Here is a 16,452-nt window from a genome sequence, read left to right as displayed (position 1 = left end):
TACATCAGGTGGAGCTGAGGCAACCTGGTTTCTCCCCGCGCCCGGTCGGGAACTTGCGGGCGCAATCCGGAGGGTTGCGCGTCGCATGTCTTGCGCATCCACGGGGCGATCCGGTAGAATAAACCAACGCGCCCCAAACCGTTCCACGGCCCGCCCAGGCGGGTCACGCTACCCGCCGAAAGATTGCCTATGCCGCGCCTCTCGTTCATCTATCCCGAGATGCTCTGGCTGCTCATCGTCGTAGGGCTGATCTGGGCCGTTGCGCTGCTCCCGCCGCATCGCCTGGCGCCGGGCCGCTTCTGGACCAGCCTGGCGCTCCGCAGCGTGATCGCAATCGCGCTGGTCTTCGCCGTGGCCGGGGCGCAACTGGTGCTGCCGGTCGAGCGTCTGACAACGGTTTTTTTGCTGGACGGCAGCGACTCCATGCCGCCCTCTGCCCGCGCCCAGGCTGAGACCTTTATCCAGGAGGCCCTCCAGCAGATGCCCCCCGGCGACCGGGCGGCAATCGTCGTCTTTGGCGGCAATGCGTTGGTGGAGCGCGCTCCCAGTGAGGAGCGCCGTCTGGGGCGCATCAGTTCGGTTCCGGTGGCGACCCGCACCAACATCGCCGAGGCCATTCAGCTTGGCCTGGCCCTTTTTCCTGCCGACGCCGAGAAACGGCTGGTGCTGCTCTCCGACGGCGGCGAGAACGAGGGCCGGGCGATCGAGGCCGCGCGTCTGGCCGCTGCGCGGGGGGTGCCGATTGATATTGTTGATCTCGCCCTGAACTCTGATGACGCCGAAGCGCTGATCGCCCGTCTGGAGGCTCCCGCGCGCGTGCGCGACAACCAGCGCGCCACGGTGATTGCCACGGTGGAAAGCACGGTGGCTCAACGCGCCACCGTGCGTCTGATCGGCGATGGAGGAGTGATCGCCGAACGGTTTGTTGATCTCCAACCCGGCGCCAATCAGGTTCCCTTCCAGGTTGAAGTTTCCGGCTCAGGCTTCCAGCGCTTCCGCGTGCAGATCGAAGCCGAGCAGGACGGACGCCCGCAGAATAATGAGGCGTCGGCGCTGATCCAGATCCAGGGGCCGCCGCGGGTGCTCCTCGTGGCTGCCAACCGCGCCGACGCTCAGGCGCTGGCAACTGGTCTCCAGGCCGCCAACATCATCGCCGAGATCGTCGTTCCAGATATGATGCCCGCCGACCTGGCCGGTCTGAGCGCCTACGAGAGCGTCGTGCTGGTCAACACTCCGGCCCGTGCGCTGCCAGTGGGCGCCATGGCCGCCCTGCCCGCCTATGTCCGCGATCTGGGCAGGGGCCTGGTGATGATCGGCGGCGAGGAGAGTTTCGGGGTCGGCGGCTATGGGCGCACGCCAATTGAAGAGGCCCTGCCGGTCTATATGGATGTACGCGACCGGGAGGAGCGGCCCGACCTGGCCCTTGTCTTCGTCATTGACAAGTCCGGTTCGATGGACGCCTGCCACTGTGCCAGTCCTGATCGCGGCGCCATGCCCCTCCAGGCGGCCGGGACGCGCAAGGTGGATATCGCCAAGGAGGCGGTGGCCCAGGCCGCCGCGCTCCTGGGGCCGCACGACACCCTCGGCATCGTGTCCTTCGATAGCCGCGCGGTCCAGACTATGCCGCCCACCACCGGCGCGACGGTCGAAGAGGTGATTGAGGCCCTATCAAGCCTCGAACCGCGTGGCTCCACGAATGTCCGCGCCGGTCTGCTGGAGGCCGAGGCGCTGCTCCAGGGCGTGGACGCTCGCCTCAAGCACGTGATTCTGCTTACCGACGGCTGGGGCTCCGGCGGCGATCAGGTGGATATTGCCGAGCGGATGCGCGCCCAGGGGATGACCCTCACCGTGGTAGCGGCGGGCAGCGGTTCGGCTGACTATCTTGAACGCCTGGCCATGGCCGGCGGCGGTCGCTACTATCCTGCCCAGGACATGGCCGAGGTGCCGCAGATCTTCGTGCAGGAGACCATCACCACGGTTGGCAATTACATTATCGAACGCCCCTTTGTACCGGTGGCGGTCGGCGAAAGCCCGATCCTGGCCGGTCTCGGCGGCCTGCCCCCCCTTTTTGGCTTCAACGGCAGCACCCTCAAAGAGAGCGCCCGCGCGGTGCTTGAAACTGACGATGATCAACCCTTGCTGGCGATCTGGCAATACGGATTGGGACGCAGCGCCGCCTGGCTCAGCGACGCGCGCGGCAAATGGGCCGCTGAGTGGATCCGCTGGGAGGGCTTTCCGCGTTTTGCCGGGCAACTCATCGAAGCAGTGCTGCCTGCCCGCGGCGGCCAGGAGGTTAGCGCCGAGATGCAGGTGGCCGGCGCCGAAACGCTCATCCGGCTCACCACCGGGCCGGGGCAGGAGAATCTCGAAGTTGCCGCGACCCTGATCGGCACTGATGGCTCGCGGCGCGAGATCCCGCTGCCGCAGGTTGGCCCGCAAACCTACCAGGGCCGCTTCGAGAGTCCCCCTCCGGGCACCTACCTGGTACAGATCAGCGGCGTCGCCGCGGGTCGGCCGGTGTTGCAGGAGACAGCCGGCCTGGTGGTGCCATACTCCGCGGAGTACCGCGGGGCCCAGGCCAACCCGGCCCTGCTGGCCGAACTCGCCACCCTTACCGGGGGCGCGCCCTTGACCGAAGCCGCCGCTGCCTTCAATCGCGTTGACAGCGGCGTGACGCGCGCCCGCGAGATCGCCATGCCCCTGCTCGCCCTGGCGCTGCTGTTGCTGGTCTTCGATATTGCGGTGCGGCGTCTTCTGCTGCGCCGTGAGGACCTTGCCGCCCTCCGGGCCTGGACGATCCCTCGCGCCGCGCCGGCCCGCCCCGCCCCCGTGCCGGGCGATCCGACCCTGGAGCGGCTGGCCGGGGCCAAACGTCGCGCGCAGGAACGCATCAGCGGCCACGCCGCGTCCGAGCCTCCTCCTCAGTCAGGCAGCAGCGCCGCCAATCCCAGGGATCCCGCGACCCCGGCGCCGCCCGCTCCTCCTCCTGCGTCACCTGACGCCACCGACGACCCCCTGGCGCGCCTGCGGGCAGCCAAGGAACGCGCTCGCCGCCGCGCAGCCGGCGAGGAGTAGGGTGGGGAAGCCAGGGTTCTCCCACGCTTCTCAGGTGTAGGGTTTTTCGAGCGAGAAGGGGTTTTCGGCATTCCACTACGCTGACGATCCTTACCCCCCCGCCCCCCTCTCCCGTGAGCGGAAGAGGGGTAGTTAGACGTCCCGATGCCTCGGATGGCGCATGCGACGCGAGCATGTGCCGGAAAACCCTACACCTGAGAATTCCCTCGCGCCCCTTCAGGAGGCTGGGAGGGCAAAGCCCTCTCTCCGGGTTTTCAGAGGGGTTTGCGCCCTCCTCAGGTCGCAAACCCCAATCCCCGTTCGCGCATACTGACGTAGCGCCCGCGGCCAATCACCAGATGGTCGAGCACATCCACATCGAGGAGCTTGCCCGCCTCGACGATCTGCCGGGTGATCAGCACATCTTCGGGTGAGGGGGTCGGGTCGCCGCTGGGGTGGTTGTGAGCGACGATCAGGGCGGCGCTGTTATGGCGAATGGCGCCTTTGAAGACCTCGCCCACGCGGATAACAGCGCTATTGAGCGAGCCGATATAGATCGTAGCAATCTGCTGCACCTTGTTTTTTGTATCCAGGAGTACGGTGCGGAGGTGTTCCTGGTCCAGGTGCCCCATTTCGACCATGAGCAGGGTGGCGGCGTCGGCGGGTGAGCGCACCTGGAAGCGTTCGTCGTGGCCCGCGATGAGCATGCGCCGCCCGACTTCCAGGGCCGCCTTAAGAGTGGCAGCCTTGGCGGCGCCCAGGCCATGGCGCCGGCAGAGGTCGAGGTAATCGGCGTTGAGCAGCCCGGGCCAGCCGCCGTACTCGGCGAGGAGCTTCTGGGCAAGGTGCAGGACGCTGGCGCCGCGCACCCCCACGCGCAATAGAATGGCTAGTAGTTCAGCGTCGCTAAGGGCGCCGGCGCCGAGGGCAGCCAGGCGCTCACGAGGTTGATCGCCAGCAGGGAGTTCCTTCAGGCGCAGGTGGTACTCGGGCATAGCGGCCTTCTCCTGGTAGCAGCGTGTCTACCAGATGTACCGCCGGTGAGGGAGAGAGGGTACGGGGCTGCGGAGGTGTGGAGGTGTGGAGGGGTAGAGATGTGGAGGTGTAGAGATGTGGAGGTGTTTTTTCTTCTCCACATCTCTACCCCTCCACACCTCCACAGATGATCTACGCATCCACGGCCACCGCAGTCTCGACGGGGAGGCGCTCATCGAGCCACGTGCGGAGGCTGGGGTAGCGCAGGTTGAGACCCAGGTCGTGGCGCAGGCGACGGTTGTCGAGGCGCACCGAGGCCGTCAGTGAACCGATGATGCTCGGGTCGAGGCCGGCGCGCAGCGCGGCGGCAGGCGAGAAGGTGCGGGGCGGCACCATGCCCAGGCGCCGGCGAATCTCGCTGGCCAGCTCAATCTGGCGCAACGGCTCATCGTCGCCGACGTTGTAGATCGCGCCCGGCTGACCATTCAGCGGAATGCGCTCAAGCACGTCGAGCAGATCGTCCACGTGGATATGTGGCACGAAGTTGCGACCATCGCCGTAGATAGTGGTCAGACCGGTCTCCATAGCCGTCACCGGATCGCGCTCGGGGCCGTAAATTGACGCGACCCGCAAGATGATCGCGGGGAAGCGCCGCTCGCGGGCGACACGCATAATGTTGCGCTCGGCCTCGGCCATGACCTCGCCAAGGAGGTGCTGCGGCGCTACGGGGAAGTCTTCGTTCACCCAGGAGTCGCCAGCGTCTCCGTAGGGCGTCACATTTGAGGTGAAGACGTAGGCGGCGATGGGGCCGGTCCGCTCGCAGGCGTTGATCAGGTTCAGGTTGCCGCTCACGTAGGTGCGATGGAGGGCGCTGCTCTCAAGGACGGAACACGAGGTAAGATTAAAGACGTACTCGGCGCCCTCGGCAATGCCCACGAGCGTTTCAGGGCGGGTAAGGTCGCCGATCCAGACGCTCATGCCTTGCGAAGCAAGCTGTTCGACGACCGGGGTGTCCGGGTTCAACACCAGACCGCGCACCCGGTGTCCTGCCGAGAGCAGACGTTCCGCGAGCCGCGAGCCAACATAGCCAGACGCGCCTGCGATCAGGTAGTACGCCATAATCCACCTCGCATGAGCTTGGGGTGAGGCAGCGACACCGCAGGACTGTCTGGAGAGGCAGCATCGCCGTTCTCACCGCAACGACAGGGTAGTGCTGCCCTGACCGGCGCCCGCTCGCAGCTATACGCGATCCGCCTGTTCAGGTGCAGTAACGTCTTAATTTTAGCATTTTTCAACCGAGAGTGCTACGTCCTGGGAGGCGCCTGTCGCTGTGCATGCATTGTGCATTTACTCCTGTGCCGATGGGCGCAATCTGGGAGGGCGCGGCTGGATGGTCCTCACCCTCACCCCACCCCTCCCTCTCCACTCGGTGGAGAGGGAGGGGGCGCCGAGCGTAACGCGGCGGGGGAGGGTGAGGACCACCGCCTGTGTCTAATCAATCCGGTCGTAGGCCGGGAGGGTAAGGAACTCGACGAACTCGTCGCTGGTCGTGATGGCATCGAAGAGTTCGGCGGCCTCTTCGTAGCGACCGTCTTCGTAGGCCGGACCGAGGATCTCGCGCACCCGCTGAAGTTCCTCGGGCAGGAACTGGCGGAACAGCTCAACCGTAACCTTGCGGCCGTCGTCGAGCCGGCCTTTGGGGCTGCGGATCCACTGCCAGATCTGCGCGCGCGAAATCTCGGCGGTGGCGGCGTCTTCCATCAGGTTAAAGACTGGAACACACCCATTGCCGGCCAGCCAGGCGCCGAGGTACTGGATGCCGACATTGATGTTGAGGCGCATCCCGGCTTCGGTGATCGGCCCCTCCGGCCCGAACTTGAGCAGATCCTCGGCGGTGACCTGCACATCCTCGCGGGTGCGATGGATCTGGTTGGGGGTCTTCATCACCGCGTCGAAGACTTCCATAGCCACCGGCACCAATCCTGGATGGGCCACCCAGGTGCCGTCGTGACCATCGTTGACCTCGCGCTCCTTGTCGGCGCGCACCTTGGCCAGGGCCGCCTCATTGGCCTCCGGGTCGTTTTTAATGGGGATCTGCGCGGCCATCCCGCCCATAGCGTGGGCCCCGCGGCGGTGGCAGGTTTTGATGCTGAGGAGCGAGTAGGAACGCATGAAGTGCGTGGTCATGGTGACCAGGGCGCGGTCGGCCAGGCAGAACTGGGGGTCGTTGCGGAACTTCTTGATGCAGGAGAAGATGTAGTCCCAGCGCCCGCAGTTCAGCCCGGCGGAGTGCTCGCGCAGTTCGTAGAGGATCTCGTCCATCTCGAAGGCGGCGAGGATGGTCTCGATCAGCACGGTGGCTTTGATCGTGCCGCCGGGGAGGCCAAGGTAGGACTGGGCATCAAGGAACACATCGTTCCAGAGCCGCGCTTCGAGGTGGCTTTCCAGCTTGGGCAGGTAGAAGTATGGCCCGCCCTGAACCTCGATAGCCTGGCGCGCGTTATGGAAGAAGTAGAGCGCGAAGTCGAACAGCGCGCCGGAGACTGGCTCGCCGTCCACGAGGACATGCTTTTCGGGCAGGTGCCAGCCGCGAGGACGGACGAAGAGCACAGCGGGGTTGTGGTTGAGGGAATACTGCTTGCCCTCGGGCGAGGTGTAGCTGATGGTGCGCCGCAGGGCGTCGCGCAGATTGATCTGCCCGCTGATCTGATTGTCCCAGGTAGGCGTATTCGCATCTTCAAAGTCGGCCATGAAGACCCTGGCCCCCGAGTTCAGGGCGTTGATCACCATCTTGCGGTCCACCGGGCCGGTGATCTCCACGCGGCGGTCATTCAACTGAGGGGGGACGGGAGCGATCGTCCAGTCGCCAGCGCGAATGTGGGCCGTTTCGGGCAGAAAATCGGGGCGCTTGCCAGCGTCGAGTTCGGCCTGGCGCGCCTGACGCGCGGCCAGCAACTCCAGGCGGCGGGGGTTGAAGCGCCGGTGGAGGCGGGCGACCAGGTCCAGCGCCTGAGGGGTAAGGATTGTGGCGTACTCCGGGGTAATGCGCCCGAGGATCTGCATACCCGCGGGCAGGGAGAGATCGGTCATTGATCACCTCTTTCCTGGTTGCATAGCAGTCGTCCGGGCGGGCCTTCCGCGCAACTCGGAGGGATGCGCTGCCAGGCTCTCGTGCAGGAGTTCATTCACCTGAGAGTGGTCCTGGGAGGGTGCAGCCCTCCCAGAAGCTCCCAGACGTCAGGGCGCGCACCCCCCGCGGGCGGAACGGGGGGTGCGCGGAGGCGGCGCCACTCCAGGACGGCCACGTTAAACCATCATCTAATGAAACTGCTCGGCCTCGGTCGAGCCGGCCAGAGCAGTGGTCGAACTGACGCCGCCGGAGATTACCAGGCTTACCTCATCGAAGTAGCCGGTGCCGACCTCGCGCTGGTGACGGGTTGCGGTGTAGCCGTCCTTCTCGGCGCCGAACTCGGCCTCCTGCAATTCAGCGTAGGCAGACATGCCGCGGTCGCGGTAGCCGCGGGCAAGCTGGAACATGCTGTAGTTAAGGCTATGGAAGCCAGCCAGGGTTACAAACTGGAACTTGTAGCCCATCTTGCCGAGTTCAACCTGAAAGCGAGCGATATCGGCGTCGCTGAGCTTCTTCTTCCAGTTGAACGAGGGGGAGCAGTTATAGGCCAGGAGCTTGCCGGGGTACTTCGCGTGGATCGCCTCGGCGAAGCGGCGGGCCTCCTCCAGACTCGGCTCGGAGGTCTCGCACCAGAGCATGTCGGCATACTCGGCATAGGCCAGCCCGCGGGCGATAGCCTGGTCGAGGCCAGGCTTCACGTAGAAGAAGCCCTCGGGAGAGCGCTTGCCGGTGAGGAAGGGCTGGTCGCGCTCATCAATGTCGCTGGTGAGGAGATTGGCGGCGTTGGCATCGGTGCGGGCGATGATCAGCGTGGGCACCCCCATCACATCGGCGGCCAGACGCGCGGCAACCAGGTTGCGAATGGCCTGCTGGGTGGGCAGGAGCACCTTGCCGCCCAGGTGACCGCATTTCTTCTCGGAAGCCAGTTGATCCTCAAAATGCACCCCGGCGGCGCCGGCTTCAATCAATGCCTTGGTCAACTCAAAGACGTTCAACGGCCCGCCGAAGCCGGCTTCGCCATCGGCGACAATCGGCGCGAACCAGTAAATATCGCTCTTGCCCTCGGCGTGCTGGATCTGGTCGGCGCGCTGCAGGGCCTGGTTGATGCGCTTGACCACGTGGGGCACGCTGTTGGCGGGATAGAGGCTCTGGTCAGGATACATCTGCCCTGCCAGGTTGGCATCAGCGGCAACCTGCCACCCGCTGAGGTAGATGGCCTTCAGCCCCGCCCTGACCTGCTGCATCGCCTGGTTGCCGGTCAGGGCGCCCAGGGCGTTCACATACGGCTCGGTGTGCAGCAGATGCCAGAGGCGTTCGGCGCCCATTCGGGCCAGCGTATACTCGATCTGGATCGAGCCGCGCAGGCGATAGACATCTTCTGCGGTGTAAGGCCGTGTAATGCCCTGGAAGCGGGGAGTGCTCCAGCTCGCGGCAATCTTTGCGATCTCCTGTTCAGCAGTCATGGTCGCTGTTCCTTTCTTCAACGACGATGCATCGAATGGCGAGACCTGCGCGGGCCCGGCGCGCGGGCCGGCTGCTCGTTCAAGCGGCGCGTCAGGGCACGGCAAACCCCGACCCGGTTGCATGGCGCATAGACCCGCCGCTCCTCAACGGAAGCCGGGTACGCTCCTGAAGGTCGCCCCTGACCGCTGCCGCCACACTGCCTGCCTCGAATCGCGAAATGGGTGACTGTAACGGAATGCACAAGTCTCTCTGTCTATTATAGCCGATGCAGAGTTACATCGTAGTTACAAATTTCACGTTGCGGCGAAGATTTTCAGGATGCGAAAATCTTCGCTGGCGAGCCGCAGTCTGGCAGGCTCGCCAGAACACGTGCGTTGTTTGCGGAGGAACCCCGGCTCGCTTACGGCCCCTCCCGTCCATTGCCGTTACTCCCAGGTGCGGCCATAGTTGCGCTGGAGCTTGTCGAGAATGGCCTGTTCGAGGTCAATGTTCAACAGGTAGGCGAGTTGAAAGAGGTAGTTGGCGACGTCGGCGAGTTCCCCGGCCAGTTCATCGGGGTCCTTTGGCGTTTCGCTGAACTGGAAATGCTCGAGCAACTCGGCGGCTTCAACGGCGACCGAGATGGCGATGTTTCGCGGGGTCTGCGGAAAGATTGAGTCGGGGGCGTACCAGCCTTTGTCGGCGACGAACTGGTTGATGCGGTCGGTGAGTTCTTTGATGTCCATGGTTTCACTCCTGGGGCGACTCCGGGCGCCACGCGAGAGGGTCGGGAAGGGCGCGGCCCTGCGGGTTGGCGTCTCCCGTGACTATTTGCAGTTGGAGGGGGAAGGGGGAAACCCCCTTTCTCCATCCCTCTGACCGGCGGAGGGCGGGCAGAAGCGCTAGCATCCGTCTTCCGTTCTCCCGTGCTACAATACCCGAGCCAGGAGGCAACGCTGCACCGCGGCGCCACGCGGAGGAGGATGTATGCTGACGATTGAACAACTGATAGGTTATTGCGAGCATGCGATTGCCGAACGACACCTCGCTGGCGACAGGGAGGGCCTGCGCCGGGTGCAACTGGCGCTGGTGGTGTTGATGGAAGCCGCGCAGACCGCCGGTGATAAGGAGACCGCTCGGCGCTTCCAGTTGCTGGCCTCGCGCTCGGCCAATCTCCAGGAGCAACTCGAAGGTGCCAACAATGGGGATGACTGATCCCCTATGAGGCCCTCTTCGCATGTGAACATACGCGACGATCAGGAGGGTCCGGAAGGGCGCAACTCCCCACAACTTATCCCGGTTCTGTAACGCACCCATACGCGGTCGAAGGTGGGTGGGGAAACCCGGTTTTCCCAATCTCCTGTTCACCGGGAAGGCGCCAGCGGCCCCGACGCTGGTCGCAGAGGTGTCGAGCAACCGGCTTTCCTCACGCCCTGGCCTGATCCGGGAGGGCCAAGGAGGACCTTCCGACCTTCCCGGCTAACAGGAGCGGCGCTGTGACCGATTTCCCCATCACCCTGGCCGACATCCAGCAGGCGCGACAGACGATCCGCGACGTGGTGATCAACACGCCGGTTCTGCCCGCGGCGCAACTGTCGAGCGAACTGGGCGCGCAGGTATTCTACAAGGCCGAGAACACGCAGTACAGCGGGTCGTTCAAAGTGCGCGGGGCCTTCAACACCATCGCCCGCCTGAGCGCCGAAGAGAAGGCCAGGGGCGTGATCGCTCCCTCGGCGGGCAACCATGCCCAGGGTGTGGCCCTCGCCGCGCAGCTTCACGGGGTGCGCGCGGTGATTGTGATGCCCGAACGGGCGCCGCTGAAGAAGATCGTCGCCACGCGCCGCTTCGGGGCCGAGGTGATACTCCATGGCGACAGTTTCGACGCCGCCGCGGCCTACGCCGGCGAGTTGCAGGCCCGCCACGGCTACACCTACATCCACGCCTTCGATAATCCCTACGTCATTGCCGGTCAGGGCACGATTGGCCTGGAGCTTGCCGAGGCCCTGCCCAACCTGACCACCCTGGTCGTGCCAATCGGCGGCGGCGGCCTGATCGGCGGAGTCGCGCTGGCGCTGAAGGCGCTGCGGCCTGACACGCGCATCGTGGGCGTGCAGGCCGCCGGTTGCGCCCCCGTGCCTGCCTCCCTTGCCGCCGGTCGTCCCGTCGCCGTCGAAGCCGCTCGCACCATCGCCGACGGCATTGCGGTCAAGGCGCCGGGCCGCCTGACCCTGCCGCTCATCCAGGCGCTTGTGGACGAGGTGGTGGTGGTGGACGATGAGGACATCGTGCTGGCCATCGCCCACGTGGTGCAGAACAGCCGTCTGGTAGTCGAGGGCGCAGGCGCGGCGGGTGTGGCCGCCCTGCTCGCCGGCAAGACGCGCCTCGAACCTGGCTCGGTGGCGGCGGTGCTGCTCTGCGGAGGCAACATTGACGACGAACTGCTGGCCCGGGTGCTGGAAACGGCCATGGTGCGCCAGGGACGCTACCTGCTGCTGCGCACCAGCGTCGAGGACCGGCCCGGCGGCCTGGCGCGCCTGATCAATCTGGTAGCCGAGACCGGCGCCAGCGTGCTCGACCTGTTCCACCGCCGGGCCATGTGGCGCGTGCCGATCACCATGGCCGGGGTGGAACTGGTGCTGGAGGTGCGCGACGAAGAGCACGCCCAGGCCGTGCTGGAGCGCCTGCAACGCCACGGCTACCGCTGCGAGCGCGACGGCGTCGGGCCGTGGCCAGGATAGGGCGATCGCGGATTGCCGATGTTGGGCTGCGGATCTGGGAAGTTATCGCCTTGCTTCTTCCTCAGAGAGCGCCTACCGGCAAATGATCGGCAATCCGCCTGGCGACGTGCCAAAGCCGGGCGGCAATTCCAGTTCCACACCGGGTGGGGGTTGGAAGTGCGTGGTGAAGAAGTGGGTCTCGAGGATCTGCTGCCCCTGGACGCCACGGATATAACTCAAGAACTGCTTGCTCACCTCAATCGAGCGCGGATCCGAACGCGGGCTCTGGAGAACGTACATGTACAGCGGACGGATCAGCTCGGCTGGATAGTTCCACGGATCGAACTGCGGGCTGAGTGGATCGGTCACCCGTCCTTCAGCATTCTCGATCAACACCGGAACCAGATAGTTCTCGGGTTGCAGGCGCAGCCAGGAGAGACTCACCCAGTAGAGTGAGCCGCGGGTGCTCAGGGTCAGGTTGAGGCAATCAGCCTGGGAGGTGCAATTGATCATGTGCGAGGGCATGTCGCTGCGCCCAAGGAACTTCCGCAACACCAGTTCGGTCGTTCCGCTGCCTTCACGGGCGAAGATCCGGACCGGCTCTGGCTGACCGCGCACTTCTGACCAGCTGCGGATGTTGTTGTTGAGGATGCCGGAGAGTTCCTGGAGGTTAATCGGCCGTTCCAGGCGATTGGTGATGTCCGTCACGAAGACGATCACGTCGTAGCCGATAGGCGCGGCGCATGCGATGTTCACGCCGGAGGCGGCAAGCCTGCCGATCTGTTCGTCGGGTAGCGGTTCGGAGGCGGCAAGCAGATCAACGTCGCCTTTCGTCGCCAGTTCGATCCCCTGAACGGTGCCTACCGGATTGACCGTAAACCGGATTTTGCGTTCAATCTCACCGGCTATTGGAAGATCCCAGGTCTCCAGATTAAGCTCCTGAAACGCCGCAACCCAGTCGCTGGCCAGTCGTAACTCGTCACCCAGGATGGTGGCGCTCCCGGCAATCGTCACCGAGGGCATCGGAGAGACCAGGTTGGCAATCGGCACGATCAGCCCGCTCGCGTCCGCCAGACTGGCGACCACGGCCAGCAGGTTGCCGGCCAGGGTGGCGAAGAAGACGAGCAGGGCCAGACGCCGGTCGGAGCGCACGTCGGCCTGCTTGAATTCCTCGATCTGCTTCTGGGTGAGCTGGATGGCCGGTTCATCCTGATTGACGCTTGTGCCGCCGTCGTTGGAAGGTCGGGGCGTATTCGATGATGCTGCCATAACCCCTTCTTTCGCTTGACTTTGATATGGAAATCAGAATCGTTCGGCTAACGTGACAATGAACCTTCGTCTCGGCGAGTTCGCGGGGCCACAGGCCCCCGCAAGATCTCCGTTCCGGTGCGACGCGGCTTCGCTGCGTCGCACCGGAACGGACTCTGGGAGGGGCATCCCCTCTCCGAGCCTCGGCTACGAGCAACAGTCCGGAGAGAGGGCGTGGGGAAACCTCACCTGGTTTCCCCACGACCCCGCTGGTGGGAGAAGCGCCGTGGGGTGCAGCCCGCCGGTCCTCTTCTTGTTTCACCCCATAATGTGGTAGCCGCCATCAATGTAGGTAATCTCGCCGGTGATCAGACGGGCGGCGTTGGTGGCGAGAATGGCCGTGAACAGGCCAACGTCGGCGGTGGTCACCAGACGCTGGGCCGGGGCGCGTTCGGCGGCCCGGGCCAGGATCTCGTCGAAGTCCTCGATGCCTGAGGCGGCGCGGGTCTGAATGGGGCCTGGAGAGATGATATGGGTGCGGATGCCTTTAGGTCCCAGTTCGTAGGCAATGTAGCGCACCGCGGACTCCAGAGCCGCCTTGACCGGGCCCATCAGGTTGTAGTTCTCGACCACCTTTTCCGCGCCGTAGAAACTCATCGCGTAGAGCGTGCCGCCCGAGGTCATCAGCGGTTCCGCCAGACGGGCCATGCGAATGAAGGAGTGGCAGGAGATGTCCATCGCCACCGAGAACCCCTCGCGCGACGATTCGATCAGTCGCCCCTGCAGGTCTTCCCTGGGCGCAAAGGCGATGGAGTGCAGAGCAAAGTGGAGCTCGCCCCACTGTTCGCGGATGGCGCCAAATACGGCTTCGAGCTGACCCTCGATGCGTACATCGCAGGGGAGAAAGATCGGCGCTTCAAGCTCCGCCGCAAGCGGCTCGACGAAGGGACGGGCCTTTTCGTTCAGGTAGGTCACAGCGAGTTCGGCGCCGAGGAAGCGGAAGGCCTTGGCGCAGGCATAGGCAATCGACTGTTGATTGGCGATGCCGAGGACCAGCCCCTTCTTGCCGTCCAGACGCAGGTCGGCTGCACTGTACATAGATGGGAACTCCATGGTTGCTAGGAGACAGGCTGCCAGGTTCGGCCCGGTAGGGCAACCTTGAAGGTTGCCCTACCGGGCCGGCCGGCAAGTTAGTCGTTGCCAACGGCCAGGCCCTCACCTTCCCGGAGCCGGGTCAGTTCGGCGCGCAGGCGTTCGTTCTCGGCCCGGAGGCGGGCCAGTTCGGCCCCGATCTCGCCATTTGGCGATCCAGCCATGCTCGAGATCAGGTGATCCGCCTCCAGCCCCAGGGTGGCGGCGATCTCATCCAGAACGGCTTTTTCGGCCATGTTGGGCTTGTCGCCGGCCAGCACCACCTGGCATGCCAGGGCCGCGGCCTCTTCGCGCTCCTCGCGGCCGGGCAGGAGCCGGGGTAGCGCAGCAAGGGCGCCCTGCCGGTCCAGCGCGATCGTCAGGAACTGATCCTTGAAGAGCGCCCGCGCTTCCTCGTACTGCATACCGGCGAAGCGGGGATGATCAACGAGCCGGTTGATATTATGGATAGTACGTGGTTCAACGTCTTTGTCCGCTCGCGAGAGCAGGATGATAAGGCGCGCCGCGGCGGCCCGGAAGCCGCCTTCGGCGATGTTCACCCGCAGGTGCTCGGCCCTGGCCTTGAACGCCTGTTCAGCCTCCGACTCGACCGGCACCTTGCGCTGTTCGCGCGGCGGGAACAGCATACCCAGCCCCATGGGACCATAGACGGCCTTGAACCAGAGTTCCAGCCCTGCATCGCGGATATTGCCCACGGACTGTAGCCAGGTCTCGATGACGTGGGACACCTCGCGCTCAAGGGCCACGAAGGGATTGTCGGCAGCGACAGGGCGACGGTTGCGGCGCGCCGCCTCGGCCATCGCCGCGACGGGCCACATCCAGGGGTTCCGATTGGAGAAGAAGTAGTGCTGGAGCCGGGCAGGGTTCAATTGGCGCAGCGCTTCCGCCGACTGCTCCGTCACACCCAGGCGCACCCAGGGGTCCGCGAAGGTTTTGTACCAGCTCGTCGTGACCTCGGAGACCTGGGCGAAGGTGTCGAAGTAGCGCTCTTCCTCGCGCCCATCGTCAATGCGCTTGAGGTCGTTCAGCGAGCGCTGGACGAAGCGAATATTGTACTGCGGGAGCGCCGAGATGGAATCGTAAGGCGTTTCATCGGCGGGTTCGATGAGCATCTCGTAGAGCCCTGGATTAAGCTGGTCAATGAACTCCAGGGTGCCGAAGATGGCCGTAGTCTCCCGGCGGGCGACGCGCCCCGAGACGAAGATCCCCAGGTGCCCGATGTCTTCGTGGAGGGTATAGACGATCACCTGATCGTCGCGGATAATCTCCTCATCGTTCTCGTAGACATCGAGGATCCAGTTCAACGCCTGCTGCGGCGGCGTAATGTCATCGCCGCGGGAGGCGAAGACCACGATCGGGGCCTTGATGTTCTTCAGGCTCACCCGGCGGCCGTCGGAGAGCTGGATCTGGTTCGTGGCGAGCTTGTTGCCCACGAAGAGATCGTTGACGATGAACTCCATCTCTTCGGTGGTCAGCTTAAAGAAGCCGGTCCACCACTTCTCGAAGTGGAGATAGCGCGACGGCTCGGTGTCAATGTTGGCATAGACGTTATACTGTTTCGTCCAGAACGTATTGGCCAGGTTGAGGTTCTCGAAGTTCTGCACCAGGTAGGCGCCATCAAAGCGATCATTGCCCAGGGCGCAGAGGTAGGAGGTGATCCACGCGCCGCCCCACAGGCCGCCGCTATAGCGCATCGGGTTCTGACCGCGCGCGCCGGACCAGTAGGCGAGCGGAGCGCCATTGAGAATGATCGGGCCGGTAAGATCAGGCGCGACGGCGGCGAGCATCGTCACGGCCCAACCGGCCTGGCAGTTGCCGGTCACACAGGGCTTCGGCGCGTCGGGATGGCGGCGGAGGACCTCGCGCAGGAAGGTCGCCTCGGCGATGCCAATATCTTCCAGGGTCTGGCCGGGCACAGGATCGGGACGGAAGCTGACGAAGTAGACCGGGTGGCCGGCCCGCAGGAGCACCCCGATCTGCGAGTCTTCTTTCATGCCGCCAACTCCAGGCCCGTGGCCGGCGCGAGGATCAACGATGACAAAGGGGCGTTTTTTGGGGTCAATCTCCTGGCCGGCTTCAGGGATGATGCGGTAGAGGATGTAGTTGCAGGGTCGGGGCAGATCCTTGCCGTCAATCAGCAACTCATACTCGAACCTCAGCACCGGCGGCGCGCCAGCGGCTGCGTGCTCGAAGAACTGGTTGCCGCGCTGTCGCAGCACATCGAGGAAGAGCACGGAGCGCTGCGACGCATCCTGCAAGTAATCCAGATAGGCCGCCATCCATCCGAGCGAGAGGGTGAGCGGATTGAATGCCAGCACCGGCATAAACATATTAGCGCCGGACTGCTGCGGCGCTGCCAGTGTGTCAACCTGCTGAGGCCCTGTCAGCGTGCGGTACATCATGTTCCTGAATTCCTTTCACGTGTTGACGGGAGATGCGAGGGGGAGTGAATGGCAGCGTCGTTCGCTAGCGGGCCGATCTTTTTACCTCATAACTATACCGAAGATAGATTGTGATGGCGTCATGAATATGTTAAGCCTGAGTTAATCCTTGCCTATCGTAGAGATGAGTCGCTAAAATAGCGATAACAGGTAGTGTTTCCTGATTTCGATAGGCGACAGAGAAATGCTGAAACTAAACTTTCACTTGTTCTCGCCTTGCTCCGCGACTGATGCCCAATCCGGCATTCGCTGTTTTGTTCTCACTACCTGCATTCGCCCTACATTCGCGCCT

11 protein-coding genes are annotated in these 16,452 nt (G+C 64.4%); 3 read left to right on the top strand and 8 right to left on the bottom strand.

What is annotated here, in order from left to right; all coding sequences use genetic code 11:
* Nucleotides 1-189: 189 nt before the first annotated feature.
* Nucleotides 190-3,075 (top strand): VWA domain-containing protein, encoded by a 2,886-nt coding sequence (locus NZU74_17575; GenBank protein ID MCS6883145.1) that lies wholly within the window; start codon nt 190-192, stop codon nt 3,073-3,075.
* A 275-nt stretch (nt 3,076-3,350) separates the two neighbouring features.
* Here NZU74_17575 and radC read toward each other — a convergent pair whose 3' ends face one another.
* From radC to NZU74_17550, 5 genes are all read right to left on the bottom strand, one after another.
* Complete coding sequence (radC, locus tag NZU74_17570) at nt 3,351-4,049, bottom strand: DNA repair protein RadC (GenBank protein ID MCS6883144.1); 699 nt, start codon at nt 4,047-4,049, stop codon at nt 3,351-3,353.
* 172 nt (nt 4,050-4,221) lie between these two features.
* Complete coding sequence (locus NZU74_17565) at nt 4,222-5,148, bottom strand: NAD-dependent epimerase/dehydratase family protein (protein MCS6883143.1); 927 nt, start codon at nt 5,146-5,148, stop codon at nt 4,222-4,224.
* 372 nt (nt 5,149-5,520) lie between these two features.
* Complete coding sequence (aceB, locus tag NZU74_17560; protein ID MCS6883142.1) at nt 5,521-7,119, bottom strand: malate synthase A; 1,599 nt, start codon at nt 7,117-7,119, stop codon at nt 5,521-5,523.
* A gap of 228 nt (nt 7,120-7,347) precedes the next feature.
* On the bottom strand, nt 7,348-8,622 hold the full coding sequence (gene aceA, locus NZU74_17555; GenBank protein ID MCS6883141.1) for an isocitrate lyase: 1,275 nt from the start codon (nt 8,620-8,622) through the stop codon (nt 7,348-7,350).
* 426 nt (nt 8,623-9,048) lie between these two features.
* Entirely contained in the window at nt 9,049-9,348 is a 300-nt protein-coding gene (locus NZU74_17550; GenBank protein MCS6883140.1) for a nucleotide pyrophosphohydrolase, read from the bottom strand.
* 241 nt (nt 9,349-9,589) lie between these two features.
* On the opposite strand from NZU74_17550, the gene NZU74_17545 reads away from it, so the two are divergent.
* Together NZU74_17545 and ilvA are read left to right on the top strand one after the other, a co-directional pair.
* On the top strand, nt 9,590-9,817 hold the full coding sequence (locus NZU74_17545) for a hypothetical protein (GenBank protein ID MCS6883139.1): 228 nt from the start codon (nt 9,590-9,592) through the stop codon (nt 9,815-9,817).
* 281 nt (nt 9,818-10,098) lie between these two features.
* Nucleotides 10,099-11,340, top strand: a complete 1,242-nt coding sequence (gene ilvA, locus NZU74_17540; protein MCS6883138.1) for a threonine ammonia-lyase — start codon at nt 10,099-10,101, stop codon at nt 11,338-11,340.
* A gap of 72 nt (nt 11,341-11,412) precedes the next feature.
* Here the strand turns inward: ilvA and NZU74_17535 are convergent, their stop codons facing one another.
* From NZU74_17535 to NZU74_17525, 3 genes are all read right to left on the bottom strand, one after another.
* The gene (locus tag NZU74_17535) at nt 11,413-12,588 is read right to left on the bottom strand and encodes a substrate-binding domain-containing protein (protein MCS6883137.1); all 1,176 of its coding nucleotides are present in this window, start codon (nt 12,586-12,588) and stop codon (nt 11,413-11,415) included.
* A 297-nt stretch (nt 12,589-12,885) separates the two neighbouring features.
* Complete coding sequence (gene fabI, locus NZU74_17530) at nt 12,886-13,665, bottom strand: enoyl-ACP reductase FabI (protein MCS6883136.1); 780 nt, start codon at nt 13,663-13,665, stop codon at nt 12,886-12,888.
* Nucleotides 13,666-13,757: 92 nt separating this feature from the next.
* Complete coding sequence (locus NZU74_17525; protein ID MCS6883135.1) at nt 13,758-16,121, bottom strand: DUF3141 domain-containing protein; 2,364 nt, start codon at nt 16,119-16,121, stop codon at nt 13,758-13,760.
* Nucleotides 16,122-16,452 lie beyond the last annotated feature (331 nt).

It is taken from the genome of Chloroflexaceae bacterium, from assembly GCA_025057155.1.
Taxonomy (GTDB): domain Bacteria; phylum Chloroflexota; class Chloroflexia; order Chloroflexales; family Chloroflexaceae; genus JACAEO01.
This window is presented reverse-complemented; position numbering and strand designations above follow the sequence as displayed.

Bases quoted from the DNA above. Each gene is read 5' to 3' on its own strand.
- fabI (MCS6883136.1), bottom strand. From the start codon at position 13,665: ATGTACAGTGCAGCCGACCTGCGTCTGGACGGCAAGAAGGGGCTGGTC.
- NZU74_17565 (MCS6883143.1), bottom strand. From the start codon at position 5,148: ATGGCGTACTACCTGATCGCAGGCGCGTCTGGCTATGTTGGCTCGCGG.
- NZU74_17525 (MCS6883135.1), bottom strand. From the start codon at position 16,121: ATGATGTACCGCACGCTGACAGGGCCTCAGCAGGTTGACACACTGGCA.
- NZU74_17545 (MCS6883139.1), top strand. From the start codon at position 9,590: ATGCTGACGATTGAACAACTGATAGGTTATTGCGAGCATGCGATTGCC.
- NZU74_17575 (MCS6883145.1), top strand. From the start codon at position 190: ATGCCGCGCCTCTCGTTCATCTATCCCGAGATGCTCTGGCTGCTCATC.
- radC (MCS6883144.1), bottom strand. From the start codon at position 4,049: ATGCCCGAGTACCACCTGCGCCTGAAGGAACTCCCTGCTGGCGATCAA.
- NZU74_17550 (MCS6883140.1), bottom strand. From the start codon at position 9,348: ATGGACATCAAAGAACTCACCGACCGCATCAACCAGTTCGTCGCCGAC.
- aceB (MCS6883142.1), bottom strand. From the start codon at position 7,119: ATGACCGATCTCTCCCTGCCCGCGGGTATGCAGATCCTCGGGCGCATT.
- aceA (MCS6883141.1), bottom strand. From the start codon at position 8,622: ATGACTGCTGAACAGGAGATCGCAAAGATTGCCGCGAGCTGGAGCACT.
- NZU74_17535 (MCS6883137.1), bottom strand. From the start codon at position 12,588: ATGGCAGCATCATCGAATACGCCCCGACCTTCCAACGACGGCGGCACA.